This window comes from Pantoea sp. UBA4549, assembly GCF_002387285.1.
Lineage (GTDB): Bacteria > Pseudomonadota > Gammaproteobacteria > Enterobacterales > Enterobacteriaceae > Pantoea > Pantoea borealis.
On sequence record NZ_DGLH01000008.1, the window covers coordinates 175,267 to 194,126 of the forward strand.

The following is an 18,860-nucleotide window of genomic DNA, read 5'->3' on the forward strand; positions in this document are numbered from 1 at the left end:
GTTTTATCCACAGGCGATCGGCAGGATCCAGGATAAATACAGTGTAATCGTCTGGGGATCGTCACTATTTCCCGATCCCCTGCCAGCCACGATCCGTCAGATCTGTTCAATCCAGCCCGTTACCCAGGCTTCAGCGGCATCTTCCGGTATCTCATGCTCAAGCATGTCAATTTCCAGCCGTTCACCGATGCGCGTGGCACCCAGCGCGATCAGCCGGGCCTCCAGCGTTTTTATTGCGCCGCAGAAAAGATCGTATTCGCGGTTGCCGATGCCTATAGCACCAAAGCGCACGGCAGAGAGATCGGGTTTTTCTGTCTGCAGCGCCTCATAAAAAGGCAGCAGATTGTCAGGCAATTCACCGGCACCGTGTGTGGAAGTCACCACCAGCCAGATACCCGATGCAGGCACCTCATCAAGCGCCGGGCCGTGCAGTACGCTGGTTTCAAAGTCTGCATCCTGCAGCTTCTCTTCCAGATGTTCTGCGACATATTCGGCACTGCCAAGGGTACTGCCAGTGATTAAGGTAATATCAGCCATGATCGTCTCCCGCACTAAAGGCAGGCATTGTACGCTGTGATCAAGCCGTGATCCACCTGTGGAAAACAGGGTTAATAACAGAAAGCATCCGCGGACAAACCAGTTACCACGCCGGATCCTTTCTGCATAACTTTATGCACAGACTGATGTGATTCAGGGCTTGATGGTACGCATGATCGGGTTTTGCAGTGAGATCAGGGTTTCAGTGGACTGGATCTCATCAATGGTCTGGATCTTGTTGATCAGCACCTGCTGCAGCGCATCGATAGATCGACACATGACCTTAATGAAAATGCTGTAGTGGCCGGTGGTATACCAGGCCTCAACCACTTCATCCAGCGCCTCAAGCTTGCTGAGCGCTGCCGGATAGTCGCGTGCGCTCTTCAGAATGATGCCAATAAAGCAGCAAACATCGAATCCCAGCTGGCGCGGATCGATCTCCACGCGCGTGCCCAGAATAATACCGGCCTGGCGCATTTTCTCGACGCGGACATGAATCGTGCCGGGGCTGACATTGAACTGCTTTGCCAGCTCTGCGTAAGCCGTACGGGCATTCTCCAGCAGCGCATTGAGTATGCCGCGGTCGAGATTATCCAGTTGCAGATGTTCTGCCATCATCCTTCCTCTTAAATTCTTCTTCGCTGAACAGAGGTGAATGTGCAGGAATTTAGCGGGGCAGGCAAGATGCAGACTGCGGGCATGCCGCAGTCTGCACGCTTTTAGCGTTTACGCCAGAGCGTAAGCTGCGCCTGAGTGTGCTGAAACTTGCGTGCGGTTTCGCGGATCACAAAGGGCACATCCTGTGGCGGAGCGATTTCTTCAAACTCATCGCGCAGAAGGCGCTGCAGCGCCTGACTGGTTGTCAGCGCCTCACCGTTTTCACGGATACCGCCCAGCCAGTTCTCTTTAGGCGTGAACGCCTCAAGCCAGGTGTAAGGTGAAGAGATGGCCAGCACGCCGCCCTGACGGATCATCGGCGTAATATCCTGCAGGAAACGCTTTGGCTGACGCAGACGATCAATCAGATTGGCGGCCAGCACCAGATCGTACCGATCCGGCTGCGGCTTCAGGTTGCAGGCGTCACCCTGAACGAACCGGATCCGTTCAGCCTGCTGCCGGTCAATTCCGATCTCCTTCAGCCGCACCTGGCGATACGCAACCAGCTCGCCCTCCTCCGGTACCACATAGCGGAAATCCTCACCGGAAGTAAGCTGCAGCGCCACATCAATAAAGCGCGCGGAGTAGTCCATGCCGGTAACGGCGGCAAAGTGACGCGCCAGGGCAAAGCTGGCGCGACCGGTGGCACAGCCGATATCCAGCGCATGCCCGTGCTGATGGCAGTGCGGCAGCACCAGCTCAACCAGTTTTTCCGCATAGTTTTTCACGCCGTAGTAGCCCGGCCCGTACTGGAAGTCGAGATACTGCGACACCATGCTGTCAGTTTCATACGGGTTAAGTTGCATACTCTCTTTATGCGCTGACACCACATAACGGAAACCGGCATGCTGGAAAAAGTGACGACGAAAAGCGTAGCGCGACGATTTTAACGCCTCATTACCGGTTGAGATCCAGCTGCCGCCTTTGATGATTGCATGCTTTCCATCAAACGTAGGGGTGGAAAAATCGTCATACAGAGGATGTACGCGGAATCCTTCAAAGCCATTGATTGGCGTAGTGGTCCACTGCCAGACGTTACCCACCAAATCAAAGAAATCGCCCTGAGCAAAATGATCCACCGGGCAGGAAGAGGCGTGGTACGCCAGGTTGATATTACCGGGTGCCTGCGTCCAGTCTGGCTGATCGCCGCTGACCTGTTCGCGCAGCAGCATGTACTCCGCCTCACACGGCAGCTGAATCGCCTTACCGCTCTCTTCTGCCAGCCAGCGGCAGAAGGCGGCCGCCTCCAGCTGATTAACTTCAGCCGGCCAGTCCCACGGCATCGGCACCTCTTGCGTCATCAGGCGCAGGCGCAGCGCGTCAGGTTGTGTAATATCACCGACCCAGAAAGTGGGCATCTGTACGCCGGCAAATTTACGCCAGCCCTCTCCCTCTTCATCCCACCAGCGCGCTGTCTGATAGCCGCCGGCCGCGACAAACTGATAAAATTCAGCATTGCTGACCAGCATTTTACTGGCCTGAAACGGTCTGAGCTCAGTTTTCTGGTGGCCATACTCATTATCCCAGCCGTAGGTATCATCTGTTTTTCCCTGCAGCACCGATCCACCCGCCAGCGCAACCAGGCTGTTTTCCGGTACGGCGGCGCGATCGTGACGCGCCAGCGGGCAGGCAGGCCAGGCCGGCTGCGGCTGCACCCATTCCAGCGGCAGCTGGCGGATCAGGACGCTGGAGGTCTCCAGATGGATGCGCTCATGTTCAATGCCCATCAAAATGACCCAGGCCGGACTCTCCCAGCCGATTGGCAGCTCAAGCGGCATAGTACGGATAAAGTCAGTCACCAGCGCTTTTACTTTGCCGCGATAATCGCGCACTTCTGCCACATCGGGCCAGTCGTAATGGTTGTCGTTGAGATCGTCCCAGCTCATCTCATCCACACCAATGGCCATCATCGCCTCAATGCGTGCGTCAACGCGCCGATCGAGATAGCGTCCTGCCATCAGTTTGTTGATATAAAAGGATGCGGTATGGCCAAAATAAAAAATCAGCGGATGGCGCAGCGGAATGGCTTTATTAAACCAGGCGCGCTCATCGCTCAGGCAGTCGAACAGGCTTTCATAGAGCGACCAGGTCCGGGTGAAATAGGCGAGCAGTTCGGCCCGCTTCTCTTCAGCCGTGCCACCGGAAAGGCGCGGGGTGCGGGTCGGAGCAGGCAGTTGGCAGGATACGTCGGCGATTGTCACAGTGAACTCCGTAAGGCTGAATAAACACAGCGGGTCATTCACTATAGCAAATGCGGATTTCTGTCAGATGAATCAGCGTGTCCAGCGGCGCAGCAGGCGGCTTTTTAGCCCGGTATCAAAGCGCCAGATATGATCGAAAATGCGCAGAATGCCGGGTTTGCCGTGCGCCGACATCGCCACCGCGTGAAACCGCTGCTGCTGAATCCGCTGCCGCTGTTTCACGATGTTAATCAGCTCTTCTGGCAGGCGCTGGGCAATAAAGTCAGAGATAATCACCGCGTCTGCCTCCTGCCACTGGCTGCCTTCCATGCGCTGCACCACGGCACTCAGGCAGGCCGTCAGATCGGTGCCGCCGCGAAAACGCTGGCTGAGGAAACGAATCGCCTGTTCAATGCCGTTATCGGCGGTAAGCTCATAGCCGACCACCTCATGGGCAAACAGCATAATGTAGCAGCGACGCCGATCTGCCAGGGCAATTTTCAGCAGCGCGAGGCAAAAGGCTTTGGCGCAGCGTTCATTAAAACCGCCCATCGAACCGGACGTATCCACGCAGACAATAAACGGGCCGCGCGGCTCGGTTTCATGCTGCTGATGGCTTACCGGCCTCAGCGCGGTTTTTTCATGCCAGGCATCACCCTGCAGGCGATAGGTCAGCAGGCGTTTTTCTACCAGACGCCGGTAAAATTCCAGCTCCAGTTCACTGATACTGAGCGCAGCCAGCTCCGGCGGCAGCAGACGCAGCACATCATCGCTCTGATGAATACCACTGACCTCTTCCGGTACATTGTCTGGCTCATGCACCAGCTGGTGGAACGCTTCCAGCGGTGCATCACGTGCCGGCACCGATTTGGCTTCGCGGCTGCGACCCAGCTGCTGTGCCAGCTGCATCAGCTCCGGCTGCTGCGCCAGAAAATCACCATATTGCACAATCAGCGCGTAGTCGCCTGGCTGCAGTGAAGCTTTACTGAGATCCCACAGCCGGCCGGCGGCCGCTTCATCTTCATCAGTCAGCACCGGTGCCAGCTGGCCGCTCAGCGCCATACGCTGCTGCAGTTCTGCCAGCAGCCGTTCACGCTGTGCCTCGAGTAACGTTTCATTCAGCGTCAGCGTCTGCAGCGTCAGGCTCAGTCGCCAGCGCTGCAGAAACAGCCGGTGCTGTGCATGGCTCAGTTCCGGGCCTTCATTACGCTGCAGCAGCGTACCGGCTTCGGTGAGAAAAGGAGAGGGCAGTCTTTGCAGCTGATCAAGGAGGTGCGGCAGCTGAGCACTGAAATCACGGCTGTTGAGCAGCTGTAACTGCTCAAACAGCTGAAACTCCTGCGCCAGCGCAGCGGGTACCGGCGTCGCTTTCATCTGCCCGGTGATTTCAGCACGCCAGCGCGGCAGATCGCGCAACATCGCCTGCTTCATGCGGGGAAATTTCTCGAAAAACAGCGCCAGCTGCGGAGTAGCCAGCAGCGCCAGAATCAGCTCATCAATCAGCTCTGCTTCGCCAATTGAGAGCAATGTACTGAGCGTTTCCAGCGAGATCATTTCCGCGCCTGTTTCAGCTGCTCTGCCACATCCTGCAGGCTGGTCTCAATGCGTGCCAGCCAGTCATCACTGATAAACAGGCAGCGCTGATGCTGGCTGAACAGCGCACGCTGCGCCCGCAGACGGGTCTCCAGCGCATCATATTCCTCAACGATCTCCGGCGGCAGCGCCTGCAGACTTGCCGCCCCGGGCAGGGTCAGGCGCGTGGATTGCAGGCTGACATCGCGCAGCGTCAGGCAGTGATGGGTATCGACCAGCAGATCGAGCGACTGTGCAAAGCCGATACCGTTTAGCTTGCCGCGCACATCTCCGCCTTTCAGCAGCCACTGAACCAGGGCCTCGCGGCTTACTACTATATGGCTGACCTGCATATCGTGCAGCGTCAGCGGCTGCTGCAGCATCAGGGTCAGCTGTTCGCCGGCAACCGACTCCGGCAGCTCATAATGTGGCTTACGGCTGAACATGCCGCTGTGCTTCTCCAGCGTCAGCGCCTGCGTCACGCTCTGCTGCTGCTGCAGTGCCAGACGCTGCGCAGTGATCTGCTGCAGCCGGTGCAGCATCGCCTGCTGCTGCCAGGCGTGCTGCGTCATCAGCGCATCCATTTCGCGATCCAGCAGCGTCATTGAAGCGATGTCATGCCAGAGGCAATCTTTCAGCAGCACCAGATCGATAGGCGCAATCGCGGTTCGCCCGCTGTAAAATGCGCTGGCCTGCAGCAGATGGATCGCCTTTTTCCAGCGGCGATCGGAGATATAGGGCGCATCCGGCAGATTTTCCAGCTGCTGACGCAGCTGATAGATAAGCTCAAACACATCGTCAGGCAGCCTGACCTGACTGATGCCCTTTTGCCACTGCAGATACTCTTCATCACTGATGCAGAGCGACTCCGCGACCGGGTTAAGGTTTTCATCCTGCTGGTGGGTCAGCATGCTGCGGAAGTTCTGCTTCTCATGCACGTTATCCAGCCACAGGCGGATCAGCATGCGGTCATAGAGCGCTTCAAGGCCGCTGTCTGCTTCCGGCAGTTCGTTTGAGGCGGTCACCAGCAAACGCATCGGAATCGCCTCTTCGCAGTCGCCGTTCCGGAAGCGCCGCTCGTTAATGGCGGTCAGCAGCGTGTTCAGAATAGCCGGACCCGCTTTCCATATTTCATCCAGGAAAACGATCTCCGCATCCGGCAGATAGCCTCTGGTCAGACGCTGATAGCGTCCCTCATCTTTCAGGGCCTGGATCGACAGCGGACCAAACACCTCTTCCGGCGTGGAAAAACGGGTCATCAGGTATTCAAAGGCGCGGGCGTGCTGAAAAGCGTATTTAAGACGGCGGGCGATCAGGCTTTTGGCAATGCCAGGCGGGCCGAGTAAAAACACGCTTTCGCCGCTTAACGCTGCCAGCAGGCAGAGGCGAATGGCATGGTGCCGTTCATATAGCCCTTTTTCCAGCGCATTACTCAGTCGGGAAATTCTTTCTGCCAACAGATGGGGTTGAGCCATAATCACATCATTGTCCTTCTGAACCTGGTGCCGTTACGGTCTGGCGAGCGCAATACTCTACTGTTTATCATGCTTGAATGCGTTGATAGCCGTCAGCTTTTTTGTTTCAGAAGGTTGTGGCAGCACAACGTGCGGTTTTCATGCCGTTTTCTGCCTGATTTTCGGCGAAAAAGCAGATTACGCTGCGCATAATCAACAGCGCTGTCTGTTGGTTTCTGCCAATTGTGTGCATACTGTGCGCTTTTTGATGGCCTGAGTCGTCACGGCTCCAACACAAGACACCCTATGAGCTCGGATAAGAAACAGTCTCTTGGCGCCGTCACGCTTGCGGCAATCGGCGTGGTCTATGGCGATATTGGTACCAGTCCGCTGTATACCTTACGTGAATGCCTTTCCGGTCAGTTCGGCTTTGGCGTTGAACGCGAAGCGGTCTTCGGCTTTTTGTCGCTGATCTTCTGGCTGCTGATTCTGGTGGTGTCGCTGAAATACATCAGCTACGTCATGCGCGCCGACAATGCCGGTGAAGGCGGCATTCTGACGCTGATGTCGCTGGCGGGTCGTCATACCGGCGCGCGTGCCACTGCCGTTCTGGTGATCATGGGGCTGATTGGCGGCAGCTTCTTTTATGGTGAGGTAGTAATTACTCCGGCCGTATCCGTGCTCTCAGCGATTGAGGGACTGGAGATCGCCGCGCCCGGTCTTGATACCTGGATCGTCCCGCTGGCGATCGCCGTGCTGACGCTGCTGTTTATGATCCAGAAACAGGGCACCGGTATTGTAGGCAAGCTGTTTGCGCCGGTTATGCTGGTATGGTTTCTGGTGCTGGCGGTGCTGGGCGCGCGCAGCATTCTGAATAATCCTGATGTCCTTCACGCGATGAATCCTTACTGGGCGCTGCACTTCTTCGTTCAGTACAAGTCCGTCTCCTTTTTTGCGCTGGGCGCGGTGGTGCTGGCGATCACCGGCGTTGAGGCGCTTTATGCGGACATGGGGCACTTCGGCAAATTTCCGATCCGTCTGGCGTGGTTTGTGGTGGTGCTGCCTTCGCTGGTGCTGAACTATTTTGGCCAGGGCGCGCTGCTGCTCGCGCATCCGGAAGCGATTAAGAACCCGTTTTTCCTGCTGGCACCGGACTGGATGCTGATCCCGATGCTGCTGCTTGCCACGCTGGCGACGGTTATCGCCTCACAGGCTGTGATCTCCGGCGTCTTTTCACTGACGCGTCAGGCGGTGCGACTGGGTTATCTGCCGCCGATGCGCATTGTTCACACCTCTGAAGAGGAGTCAGGGCAGATCTATATCCCGGTGATCAACTGGCTGCTCTACGCCGCGGTGGTAATTGTGATTGTCGGCTTTGAGCACTCCAGTAATCTGGCCGCGGCCTACGGCATTGCCGTGACCGGCACCATGGTGCTGACCGCGATCCTCTGTGCCACGGTGGCGATTCAGAACTGGCACTGGAACCGTTATCTGGTCATGCTGATGCTGGCCGCGATGCTCTGTATCGATGTGTCGCTGTTCTCCGCTAACCTGATCAAAGTTTTCTCCGGCGGCTGGCTGCCGCTGACGCTGGCGCTGATGATGTTCATCATCATGACGACCTGGAAAAGTGAACGCTTTCGTCTGCTGCGCCGCATGCATGAGCACGGCAACTCGCTGGACGCGATGATCGCTTCACTGGAAAAATCACCGCCGGTACGCGTACCGGGGACGGCGGTATATATGTCGCGTGCACTGAACGTGATCCCCTTCGCGATGCTGCATAACCTCAAGCACAACAAGGTGCTGCATGAGCGCGTGGTGCTGCTGACGCTGCGCACGGAAGATTCACCCTATGTGCATAACGTACGCCGGGTAACGATTGAACAGCTGTCGCCCACATTCTGGCGCGTGGTGGCGAGCTACGGCTGGCGTGAAACGCCAAACGTGGAGGAGATTTTTCACCGCTGCGGGCTGGAGGGGCTTAACTGCCGGATGATGGAAACGTCATTCTTTATGTCACATGAATCGCTGATCATCGGCAAGCGGCCCTGGTATCTGCGCCTGCGCGGCAAACTGTTCCTGACGCTGCAGCGCAATGCGCTGCGCGCGCCGGATCAGTTTGAAATTCCGCCTAATCGGGTCATTGAGCTGGGCACGCAGGTTGAGATTTAGCGCCCGTTGCGTAGCCCGGTCAGCGTCACGCGTAGTCCCTGCGGCACGGCGTGACTGAAGCACAGCTGCAGGCCATGCAGCTGTGCAATGTTTTTCACAATCGACAGGCCCAGGCCACTGCCGCTCTGCGCCTGACCAGGCGGGCGCCAGAAACGTTCACCAAGCCGCGCCAGCTGCTCGTCCGACACACCTGTACCAGTGTCTTCAACCACGATGTTTTCCGGCCCCAGCCGCAGCGCTATCCGGCTGTGTGCCGGCGCATAGCGCAGCGCATTATCCAGCAGATTACGTATCATCAGGCTCAGCAGCAGCGGATGACCGTTCATCACCGGCTCTGCATCAATCGTTAACGTTATCTCTGTCTGCTGCGCTGCGGCCTGCGGCAGATGTTCAGCGACCAGCGCCTGCAGCAGCGGCACCAGTGCAACCGGCTGAAATTCACTGCGCAGATCGTCCGCTTCAACGCGCGACAGCGTCAGCAGCTGATCCACCAGCCGGGTCGCGCGGATAATACCGCTATCGAGCTGCTGCAGCGCCCGCAGTCGCACCTGTTCATCATCTGCGGCCAGCTGGATCACCTCACTTTGCACGCGCAGGGCAGCCAGCGGGCTGCGCAGCTCATGGGCAGCATCGGACGTGAAGCGGCGCTCGCGCTGTACCAGCTGCGCCGTGCGTCCGAAGAGATCGTTGAGCGCCGTCACCAGCGGCTGCACTTCCCGGGGCAGGCGCGTCACCGGCAGCGTGGTCGCATCATCCGGCACGCGCTGCTGCAGCATATGCGCCAGCTGCTTCAGCGGCCGCAGTTCATACCACACCAGCAAGAGCAGCAGCAGCAGCATAAACGGTATCGCAATAAGCCACGGCAGCAGCGCGGCCGAGGCGAGATCGCGCGTCATGTCATCCCGGTAATCCTGCTCCTGCCCCACCACCACGCGATACTGTTTATCGGGCGACGTCAGCCAGAGCAAACGCCAGGGCTCATCGTCGTCGCGCAGCTGTCCGTCGCGAAAGCCGTCGCGTCGCGTATCGAACGCTAACCCGCGCCCGTTCTCGCCGTCGTTGAGCAGCGGTGTACCGTCGATGTGAAATACCGCAAAGGCCAGCGCATCATCATCCTGATCGCCACGATGATGGCGTAAAAGGGTTTTGGTTTTCGGTAATGCCGCGTGATGCAGGCTGGTGGGGTCGAGCGCCAGCAGCCGTTTGGCAAACAGCATCTGCTGGGTATCAAACAGTTCATTAACCGTATCGCGCGTCTGCTGCCACGCGCTCCAGCCGGCGCTGGCACCGCACAGCAGGATCAGCAACACAAAGCCGATCGCCAGCCGGACAAACAGGCTCATTCTGCCGCTCCCAGCGTATAGCCAATACCGTGCACGGTGCGGATAAACTGGCTGCCCAGTTTTTTGCGCAGATGATGAATATGTACTTCTACCGCGTTGCTGGAGACATCGTCATCCCAGCTGTAAAGCTTCTCTTCAAGCTGGCTACGCGTCAGCACCTGAGCCGGATGTCGCAGAAACAGCTCCAGCAGCGCCAGTTCGCGGCTTTTCAGTTCAAGCGGTTCGCCATTGAGCAGAACGCTGTGGCTGGCGGGCTGCATGACAACATTGCCATGCCGCAGCTCAGGCTGCAGCTGGCCATGCCGGCGGCGGATCAGCGCCTGCAGTCGCGCAGCCACTTCAGTCAGTGCGAACGGTTTGCAGAGATAGTCATCGGCACCCAGCTGTAAACCCTGTACACGCTGATCCAGTGCGTCGCGCGCGGTGAGGATCAGCACCGGAATATCCGCGCCTGCAGCGCGCCACTGGCGCAGGATATCCAGCCCGTCGCGTTCCGGCAGCGACAGATCCAGCACCACTGCATCCCAGGGCGCTGCGCTCAGCGCCTGACATCCGGCCTCACCGGATATAAACCAGTCGACGCTGAATCCCAGTTTTGTCAGGCCGACCTTCAGCCCGTCGCCAATCAGCGTGTCATCTTCAATCAACAGAATTCGCATTGTGCTCTCCCCCGGCTACAGGCGAGTTATACGAAGCCCGTCCGGGCTTGTACAGGCCAGCAGCGCGATTTTCAGCTATTTTTCACGCAACAGTAAAAAAAAGAACCTCTTAAGATCCTGTTAAGGAGTGTCTGGTTTACTGGCTGACATTCCACCTGTTCACAGAAATGAGGTAACTAATGAAAACACGTATAGCGTTAATGACCCTGATTGCCCTGGCCACCGCACCGGTACTCGCTGCGCCACAGGGCGGCTTTATGGATCCCGCTGCGCCAGCCGCACAGAGTCATCAGGCGGGCGGTTTTAAAGCCGGCGACACCAGCGTCGTGACGGTAAAACAGGCTGAAGAGATGAAAGATGACAGCTGGATCACCGTGCGCGGCACGCTGGAAAAGCAGGTTGGCGATGAAGATTATCTGTTCCGCGACAGCAGCGGCACGATGAAAGTTGAGATTGACCACAAGCACTGGAACGGCGTGACCATTACGCCAAAAGATCGGGTCGAACTGACCGGCGAGCTGGATAAAGATTTCAACGCCATTGAGCTTGACGTAAAACAGGTTCGCAAGCTGCCATAAGCACACTACGAGGCCACTGCATAAGTGGCTTCGTTCATTCCGGCAGAGCACTGCCGCGATATTTCCTGCCTCTCTGCACTTCCTGACTCAAATTTTTCCGGTCGACAGCGAAACGTTTCGATGGCGATCACACTTCCGTGATGGTGTCGTTGCGTTACTATGCTGCTTTTATACACTGCTCCACAGCGAAACGTTTCGCTGTGGAGTGGATGAAATGAAAAAAGGTCGCCTGTTACACGCTGAACTCTCTCATGTGATTGCCCGCCTCGGGCATACCGATACGCTGACCCTTGCGGATGCGGGCCTGCCCATTCCGCACGGACCCCGGCGTATTGACCTGGCGCTGACGCCGGGTACGCCCGGATTTTTACAGGTTGTGGACATCGTCACGCAGGAGATGCAGGTAGAAAGCGCCCTGATTGCGGAGGAGATTAAAGAACACAATCCGCACCTTCACAGCCAGCTGATCGCCGTGCTCGAAGCCTTGCAACAGCACCAGGGGAATAGCATTACCATCCGTTACATCACTCATGAACAATTCAAACAGCAGACGCAGCGCAGTCAGGCGGTCATTCGCAGCGGAGAGTGTTCTCCGTATGCGAATGTCATCCTGAGCGCCGGCGTCACCTTCTGAGGCCGCTATGCAACCATTACTGCAACTTAAAGGGATCGAAAAGTCGTTTCCTGGCGTAAAGGCGCTGAATGGTGCCTCGCTGGCGGTCTACCCGGGGCGCGTTATGGCGCTGGTGGGCGAAAACGGAGCCGGTAAATCCACCATGATGAAGGTGCTGACCGGCATCTACACCATGGACGCCGGCTCGCTGCAGTGGCTGGGCGAACCTGTTGCGTTCTCCGGCCCAAAGGCGTCGCAGGAGGCAGGCATCGGCATTATTCACCAGGAGCTTAATCTGATCCCGCAGCTGAGCGTGGCGGAGAATATTTTCCTGGGCCGGGAGTTTATAAACCGGTTTGGCCGTATCGACTGGAAAAAGATGCATCGTGAGGCAGAGGCGCTGCTTAAGCGTCTTAACCTGCGTTTCAGCAGCCACAAACTGGTGGGCGATCTCTCAATTGGCGATCAGCAGATGGTAGAGATTGCCAAAGTACTGAGTTTTGAATCACGCGTCATCATCATGGATGAGCCGACGGATGCGCTGACGGATACCGAAACGCTGTCGCTGTTTCACGTTATTAACGAACTGAAAGCGCAGGGGTGCGGCATTGTCTATATCTCGCACCGCATGAAAGAAATTTTTGAGATCTGCGATGACGTAACCGTATTCCGTGACGGGCAGTTTATTGCCGAGCGCGCCGTCAGCGATCTGAGCGAAGAGCAGCTGATTGAGATGATGGTAGGACGCAAGCTGGAAGATCAGTATCCCCATCTCGATCACTCGCCCGGTGAAATCCGTCTGCAGGTTGAAAAGCTCTGTGGCTCAGGCGTGGAGGATGTCAGCTTTACCCTGCGCAAAGGCGAAATTCTGGGGATTTCAGGGCTGATGGGGGCCGGGCGAACTGAGCTGATGAAAGTGCTGTATGGCGCCCTGCCGCGCCGCAGCGGCAGCGTCACGCTCAATGGCCGTACGGTGAACGTACGTTCACCGCAGGAGGGGCTCGCCAGCGGTATCGTTTATATCTCTGAAGATCGTAAGCGCGACGGACTGGTGCTGGGGATGTCAGTAAAAGAGAACATGTCGCTGACGGCGCTGCGCTATTTCAGCCACGCCGGCGGTAATCTGAAGCATGCGGAAGAGCAGCTGGCGGTAGGTGATTTTATCCGCCTGTTCAATGTAAAAACGCCTTCAATGATGCAGCCGATCGGCCTGCTCTCCGGCGGTAACCAGCAAAAGGTGGCGATTGCCCGCGGCCTGATGACCCGTCCGGACGTGCTGATCCTGGATGAACCGACGCGCGGCGTCGATGTGGGTGCCAAAAAAGAGATCTATCAGTTAATCAATCAGTTCAAAGCGGAAGGGCTGAGCATCATTCTGGTGTCATCGGAAATGCCGGAAGTACTGGGCATGAGCGATCGCATTCTGGTGATGCATGAAGGCCGTATCAGTGGCGAATTTTCCCGTGAGCAGGCTACCCAGGAATCCCTGATGGCGGCGGCGGTCGGTAAGCAACACAGCGAGGATTTAGTCGTATGAGTACCCACACCCTACCCGCCAGCCGCCGCTGGTTCAGTAAAAGCTGGCTGCTGGAGCAGAAGTCACTGATTGCGCTGATTGTGCTGATCGCCGTGGTCGCCAGCCAGAGCCCGAACTTCTTTACGCTGGCCAACATGTTCAACATCCTGCAGCAGACCTCGGTCAACGCCATTATGGCAGTGGGCATGACGCTGGTGATCCTGACGTCAGGCATTGACCTGTCGGTAGGCTCGCTGCTGGCGCTGACCGGTGCGGTTGCCGCATCTATAGTCGGCATGGAGGTTAATGCGCTGGTTGCCGTTGCTGCTTCCCTGGCGCTGGGCGCATTTATTGGCGGGATCACCGGCGTGATCGTGGCGCGCGGCAAGGTGCAGGCATTTATCGCGACGCTGGTGATGATGCTGCTGCTGCGCGGTGTCACCATGGTCTATACCGACGGCAGTCCGGTTAATACCGGCTTCAGTGAAAACGCCGATCTGTTTGGCTGGTTCGGTATTGGTCGCCCGCTGGGGATCCCGACGCCGGTATGGCTGATGGCACTGGTATTCGCGCTGGCGTGGTACATGCTGCATCACACCCGCCTCGGTCGCTACATTTATGCGCTGGGCGGTAATGAAGCCGCCACCCGTCTGTCAGGCATCAGCGTTAACCGCGTCAAAATTACCGTCTATGCGCTGAGCGGACTGCTGGCAGCGCTGGCAGGCACGATTGAAGTGGCCCGTCTCTCCTCAGCGCAGCCTACGGCTGGCACCGGTTATGAACTGGATGCGATTGCGGCTGTGGTACTGGGCGGCACCAGCCTGGCAGGCGGTAAAGGCCGTATTATGGGTACGCTGATTGGCGCGCTGATTCTGGGTTTCCTGAATAATGGCCTGAACCTGATGGGCGTATCTTCCTACTACCAGATGATTGTTAAAGCCGTCGTGATTTTGCTGGCGGTGCTGGTAGATAACAAAAGCAGTAAATAACTCTGACCCTCACACAGGATTCTGTAAATGAAAAAATTAACTGCACTGGCCGTCATTCTTGGTGCCACCCTGAGTGCCGGCGCAATGGCCAAGGATACGATTGCGCTGGTGGTTTCTACCCTGAACAACCCCTTCTTTGTCTCGCTTAAAGATGGCGCTCAGAAAGAAGCGGATAAGCTTGGCTATAACCTGGTGGTGCTGGACTCCCAGAACAACCCGGCAAAAGAGCTGGCTAACGTGCAGGATCTGACCGTTCGCGGCACTAAGCTGCTGCTGATCAACCCGACAGATTCCGACGCCGTTGGCAACGCCGTGAAAATGGCTAACCAGGCAAACATCCCGGTGATTACGCTGGACCGTATGGCAGCACAGGGCAAGGTAGTGAGCCACGTGGCTTCTGACAACCGGTTTGGCGGTAAAATGGCGGGTGATTTTATTGCGAAGAAACTGGGTGACGGAGCAAAAATCATTGAGCTGCAGGGCATTGCCGGTACGTCAGCCGCGCGCGAGCGGGGTGAAGGCTTTAAACAGGCAGCTGACGGGCATAAATTTGCTATTCTTGCCAGCCAGCCGGCTGACTTTGATCGTACTAAAGGGCTGAACGTGATGCAGAACCTGCTGCAGGCGCATCCGGATGTACAGGCCGTGTTTGCACAAAACGATGAGATGGCGCTGGGTGCGCTGCGTGCGCTGCAGACGGCCGGTAAAACCGACGTGCTGGTGGTAGGGTTTGATGGTACGGCCGACGGTGTGAAAGCGGTTGAGTCAGGTAAGCTGACTGCAACTGTGGCGCAGATGCCGGACAAGATCGGTATGATTGGTGTGGATACCGCAGACAAAGTGCTGAAAGGTGAAAAAGTGCAGGCGATCAATCCGGTTGACCTGAAACTCGTCACTCAATAAAACCAAAGAAAAGCGTGGCCACGCGCCACCCTCAGGGTGGCGCAACTTCCTGGATCCCTCTCTATGAGCAAATGCGCAACACTGGCGGTAATGGGCAGCATTAACGCCGATCATATCCTGAACCTGAGCCACTTCCCCCGTCCCGGTGAAACCGTTATCGGTAAGGCGTATCAGATTGCGTTTGGCGGCAAAGGCGCTAATCAGGCGGTGGCAGCCGGGCGTGCGGGCGCTGATATCGCTTTTATCGCCTGCGTAGGCGGCGATGACACGGGCGAACGCATCTGTGAGCAGCTGCAGCGCGACAATATTGATATTGCGCCGGTTGAAGCCATCCCGTCAGAGGCAACCGGCGTGGCGATGATCTTCGTAAACGGTGAGGGTGAAAACAACATCGGCATTTATGCCGGTGCTAACGCCGCGCTGACGCCGGAGTACGTGCGGCGTCATCAGCAGGTGATCGCTGACGCAGCGGCGCTGCTGATGCAGCTGGAGTCCCCGCTTGATAGCGTGCTTGCAGCTGCACAGATTGCGCGGCAGCACGGCACGCAGGTGATCCTCAATCCGGCCCCTGCGACCAGGCTGACTGATGAACTGCTGGCGCAGATCGACATTATTACGCCTAACGAAACCGAAGCGGAGATCCTGACCGGAATTGCCGTAACCTGTGACGCGGAGGCCGCACAGGCCGCGCAGGCGCTGCATGCCAAAGGGATCCGCACCGTGCTGATTACGCTGGGGCGGCGCGGCGTATGGCTGAGCGAAGAAGGTAACGGGCAGCGTATTCCTGGCTTTAGCGTACAGGCTGTTGACACCATCGCCGCAGGTGACACTTTCAACGGGGCTTTTATCACCGCGCGGCTGGAAGGCTTGGCGATGCATGATGCGGTACGGTTTGCGCATGCGGCGGCAGCGATAGCGGTTACGCGGCCTGGCGCTCAGCCTGCAGTGCCGTGGCGCCATGAAATCGATGCCTTCCTGCAGCAACAGGAATAAGCCCTTGGCTACCATGAAAGATGTTGCCCGTCAGGCGGGCGTTTCCACCTCTACTGTTTCGCATGTGATCAATAACAATCGCTTTGTCAGCAAGCAGGTGCGCGAAAAGGTTGAACAGGCTATCCGTGAGCTGAACTATGCGCCCTCGGCGCTGGCGCGCAGCCTGAAAATCCGGCAGACGCGTACTATCGGTATGTTACTGACGGCCAGCAGCAACCCTTTCTATGCAGAAGTGGTACGCGGCGTGGAGAACAGCTGTTATGAACGCGGCTATAGTCTGATCCTGTGCAATACCGAAGGGGATGAGGAGCGCATGAATCGCAGCCTGGAAACGCTGATGCAGAAGCGCGTCGATGGCCTGCTGCTGATGTGCACGGAGACGCATCTGCCTTCAGCTGAGATCCTGAATCGTTATCCCTCGGTACCGATGGTGATGATGGACTGGGCACCGTTCGAAGGACGGGGCGATATCATTCAGGATAACGCCTTACTGGGCGGTGAAATGGCGACCCGCCATCTGATTGAACGAGGCTACCGGCGTATTGCCTGTATTGCGGGACCGCAGGACAAAACGCCGGCGCGACTTCGCCTTGAGGGCTTTCATCAGGCGATGGCGGCGCACGGTTTAACAGTGCCTGAGGGGTATGTGGTTGACGGCGATTTTGAGTTCCAGGGCGGATTTAATGCCATGACGCAGCTGCTGGCACTGGAGCCGGTACCGGAGGCGGTGTTTACCAGTAATGATGCGATGGCGGTGGGCGTTTATCACGCGTTATATCAGGCGGGTCTGAAGGTGCCGCAGGATATTGCGGTCATGGGATATGACAACATTGAGCTGGCACGTTATCTGACACCGCCGCTGACTACGGTGCATCAGCCAAAAGATGAGCTGGGCGAACTGGCTATTGATACATTAATTCACCGCATGGGCGCACCCGACGCCAGCCAGCAAACGCTGGTGCTGACGCCGGAGCTGGTGGAACGCGGTTCTGTTTAAGCCGCTTTCTTTTTCTTTTCCCGGTTGGCTATCAGGTTACGGCCATCGCCCGGCCGCAGCAGCAGGAAGGCGGCGGCAGACAGCACGGTAATGACGCCCATAGTCAGAAACGTGGCGTGAAACTGCTGCACGGTTGTGCTTTCAACATCCTGATAAAAGCGCAGCACCGCCGCGCTGACCGCCACACCAAAACTGATTGAGACCTGCTGCGTTACCGCCAGTACGCTATTGCCGCCGCTGGCGTTGTCATCATTCAGATCGGCCAGCGTAATCGTGTTCATCGCGGTGAACTGCGTAGACATCGCCATGCCGAGCACAAACAGCCCTGTCAGCAGCATTACCGCGCCCTCACCCGGTGACTGTAGCGAGAAGCTGGCGATCAGGATGCCAATAATGATAGTAATGCCCACCAGGGTGCGACGATAGCCAAAACGGCGCAGCACCTGCGTCACCGTCGATTTAGCCAGCAGCGAGCCAATGGCCGTAGGTCCCATCATGCAACCTGCAATAATAGCCGGATAGCCAAAGCCCACTTGGAGCATCAGCGGCATCAGAAAGGGAATACAGCCGGTGCCGAGGCGCGCCGCAATATTGCCGAGAATGCCGACAGAAAAGGTGCGGGTGCGGAACATCGGCAGGCCGATCAGCGGTGCGGGATGGCGCCGCGCATGCAGTATATAAAGAAGCAGCAGTGCAAAGCCGCCAAACAGCACCAGCAGCGCCTGCCATGACGCAACAATGCGCTCGCCGAACAGCTCAATGCCCACTGAGATCAGCACCAGCCCCAGACCGAAAAGAAGAAAGCCGGTAAAATCGAAGCGGCGTTTTGGCGTGGTGAAATCCGGCATATATTTACGCGCGTAAAAAATGCCGGCAATACCGATGGGAATATTGATCAGGAAAATCCAGTGCCAGCTGGCGTAGGTCACCAGCAGGCCTCCCAGCATGGGTCCGAGGATAGGGCCGACCAGGCCCGGCATTGTCACGAAATTAAGCACCGGCAGCAGTTCACTGCGCGGATAGGCACGCAGCAGCGCCAGACGCGCCACCGGCATCATCATGGCACCGCCCACGCCCTGCACAATGCGCGACACAACCAGCATACTCAGCGAGCCTGACAGGGCGCAGGCCAGCGATCCCAGCGTAAACAGTGAAACGGCAATAATAAAAATACGGCGGGTACCAAACCGGTCGGCCAGCCAGCCGCTGACCGGTATCAGCATAGCGACAGTCAGGGTATAGCTGATAACGGCGGATTGCATAGCAAGGGGGGAGCGTTCAAGGCTGGTGGCTATGGCCGGAAGCGCTGTATTAAGAATGGTTGCGTCGAGTGCCTGCATAAAAAACGCCATTGCGGCTATCCACGGCAAGCCAGCCATACTGCGCGCAGAACGAATCATCGAAAATCCTTCTATTGGTGGTGCTGGCAAACAGCATTATCAGAAAAGAATAGCATTGCCGTTACAGGCAATGACGTTGATTTGTGCCTGTTGCAGCGCCGTTTTGGCCATTAATTGGACATTTAATGCCTGCTTTTAACGCTTTCGCTCAAAAAAGAGACGCTCGGCTATTTTTTTGCAATAAACACTTGTCACCCGCCGAGAACTCCCTATAATGCGCCACCACTGAGACGGCAAAGCGGCAACGCAGACGGGCTCAGCAGGGCGTGAAGTGATTCACCCCGCCGGAGAAAA

The 18,860-nt window shown here is 57.2% G+C and carries 16 protein-coding genes; 8 read left to right on the forward strand and 8 right to left on the reverse strand.

What is annotated here, in order from left to right:
* Positions 1-96: 96 nt before the first annotated feature.
* From mioC to ravA, 5 genes are all read right to left on the reverse strand, one after another.
* Positions 97-537, reverse strand: coding sequence for an FMN-binding protein MioC (gene mioC, locus B3041_RS06590; RefSeq protein WP_065647901.1), 441 nt, complete (start codon positions 535-537; stop codon positions 97-99).
* 153 nt (positions 538-690) lie between these two features.
* Complete coding sequence (gene asnC / locus B3041_RS06595) at positions 691-1,152, reverse strand: transcriptional regulator AsnC (protein ID WP_039381403.1); 462 nt, start codon at positions 1,150-1,152, stop codon at positions 691-693.
* A 104-nt stretch (positions 1,153-1,256) separates the two neighbouring features.
* The gene (ovoA, locus tag B3041_RS06600; RefSeq protein ID WP_292970625.1) at positions 1,257-3,395 is read right to left on the reverse strand and encodes a 5-histidylcysteine sulfoxide synthase; all 2,139 of its coding nucleotides are present in this window, start codon (positions 3,393-3,395) and stop codon (positions 1,257-1,259) included.
* A gap of 72 nt (positions 3,396-3,467) precedes the next feature.
* Positions 3,468-4,928, reverse strand: a complete 1,461-nt coding sequence (viaA, locus tag B3041_RS06605; RefSeq protein WP_292970628.1) for an ATPase RavA stimulator ViaA — start codon at positions 4,926-4,928, stop codon at positions 3,468-3,470.
* Positions 4,925-6,421, reverse strand: coding sequence for an ATPase RavA (gene ravA, locus B3041_RS06610; protein ID WP_292970631.1), 1,497 nt, complete (start codon positions 6,419-6,421; stop codon positions 4,925-4,927). Before ravA ends, viaA begins: the two co-directional genes overlap by 4 nt.
* A 285-nt stretch (positions 6,422-6,706) precedes the next feature.
* On the opposite strand from ravA, the gene kup reads away from it, so the two are divergent.
* Positions 6,707-8,575, forward strand: a complete 1,869-nt coding sequence (gene kup, locus B3041_RS06615) for a low affinity potassium transporter Kup (RefSeq protein ID WP_065647904.1) — start codon at positions 6,707-6,709, stop codon at positions 8,573-8,575.
* Here kup and qseC read toward each other — a convergent pair.
* Positions 8,572-9,918 (reverse strand): quorum sensing histidine kinase QseC, encoded by a 1,347-nt coding sequence (gene qseC, locus B3041_RS06620; protein ID WP_292970634.1) that lies wholly within the window; start codon positions 9,916-9,918, stop codon positions 8,572-8,574. The genes kup and qseC overlap by 4 nt on opposite strands.
* On the reverse strand, positions 9,915-10,577 hold the full coding sequence (gene qseB / locus B3041_RS06625; protein ID WP_039381386.1) for a quorum sensing response regulator transcription factor QseB: 663 nt from the start codon (positions 10,575-10,577) through the stop codon (positions 9,915-9,917). Before qseB ends, qseC begins: the two co-directional genes overlap by 4 nt.
* A gap of 179 nt (positions 10,578-10,756) precedes the next feature.
* Between qseB and B3041_RS06630 the strand changes: the two genes are divergently transcribed.
* The 7 genes from B3041_RS06630 (at position 10,757) to rbsR (ending at position 17,166) form a co-directional block, all read left to right on the forward strand.
* A complete protein-coding gene (locus B3041_RS06630) occupies positions 10,757-11,155 on the forward strand; it encodes a YgiW/YdeI family stress tolerance OB fold protein (protein ID WP_292970639.1) in 399 nt (132 codons plus the stop codon).
* Between the two features lie 214 nt (positions 11,156-11,369).
* On the forward strand, positions 11,370-11,789 hold the full coding sequence (gene rbsD / locus B3041_RS06635) for a D-ribose pyranase (protein ID WP_065647907.1): 420 nt from the start codon (positions 11,370-11,372) through the stop codon (positions 11,787-11,789).
* 7 nt (positions 11,790-11,796) lie between these two features.
* Positions 11,797-13,305: a ribose ABC transporter ATP-binding protein RbsA gene (gene rbsA / locus B3041_RS06640; RefSeq protein ID WP_292970643.1), complete on the forward strand. Its 1,509-nt coding sequence runs from the start codon at positions 11,797-11,799 to the stop codon at positions 13,303-13,305.
* Entirely contained in the window at positions 13,302-14,273 is a 972-nt protein-coding gene (rbsC, locus tag B3041_RS06645) for a ribose ABC transporter permease (protein WP_065647909.1), read from the forward strand. Before rbsA ends, rbsC begins: the two co-directional genes overlap by 4 nt.
* A 27-nt stretch (positions 14,274-14,300) precedes the next feature.
* On the forward strand, positions 14,301-15,176 hold the full coding sequence (gene rbsB / locus B3041_RS06650) for a ribose ABC transporter substrate-binding protein RbsB (RefSeq protein WP_292970647.1): 876 nt from the start codon (positions 14,301-14,303) through the stop codon (positions 15,174-15,176).
* Positions 15,177-15,239: 63 nt separating this feature from the next.
* Complete coding sequence (rbsK, locus tag B3041_RS06655) at positions 15,240-16,169, forward strand: ribokinase (RefSeq protein ID WP_065647911.1); 930 nt, start codon at positions 15,240-15,242, stop codon at positions 16,167-16,169.
* A 4-nt stretch (positions 16,170-16,173) separates the two neighbouring features.
* A complete protein-coding gene (gene rbsR / locus B3041_RS06660; protein ID WP_414692364.1) occupies positions 16,174-17,166 on the forward strand; it encodes a ribose operon transcriptional repressor RbsR in 993 nt (330 codons plus the stop codon).
* On the opposite strand, the gene mdtD is transcribed toward rbsR, so the two are convergent.
* Entirely contained in the window at positions 17,163-18,566 is a 1,404-nt protein-coding gene (mdtD, locus tag B3041_RS06665) for a multidrug transporter subunit MdtD (RefSeq protein WP_292970652.1), read from the reverse strand. The genes rbsR and mdtD overlap by 4 nt on opposite strands.
* Positions 18,567-18,860 lie beyond the last annotated feature (294 nt).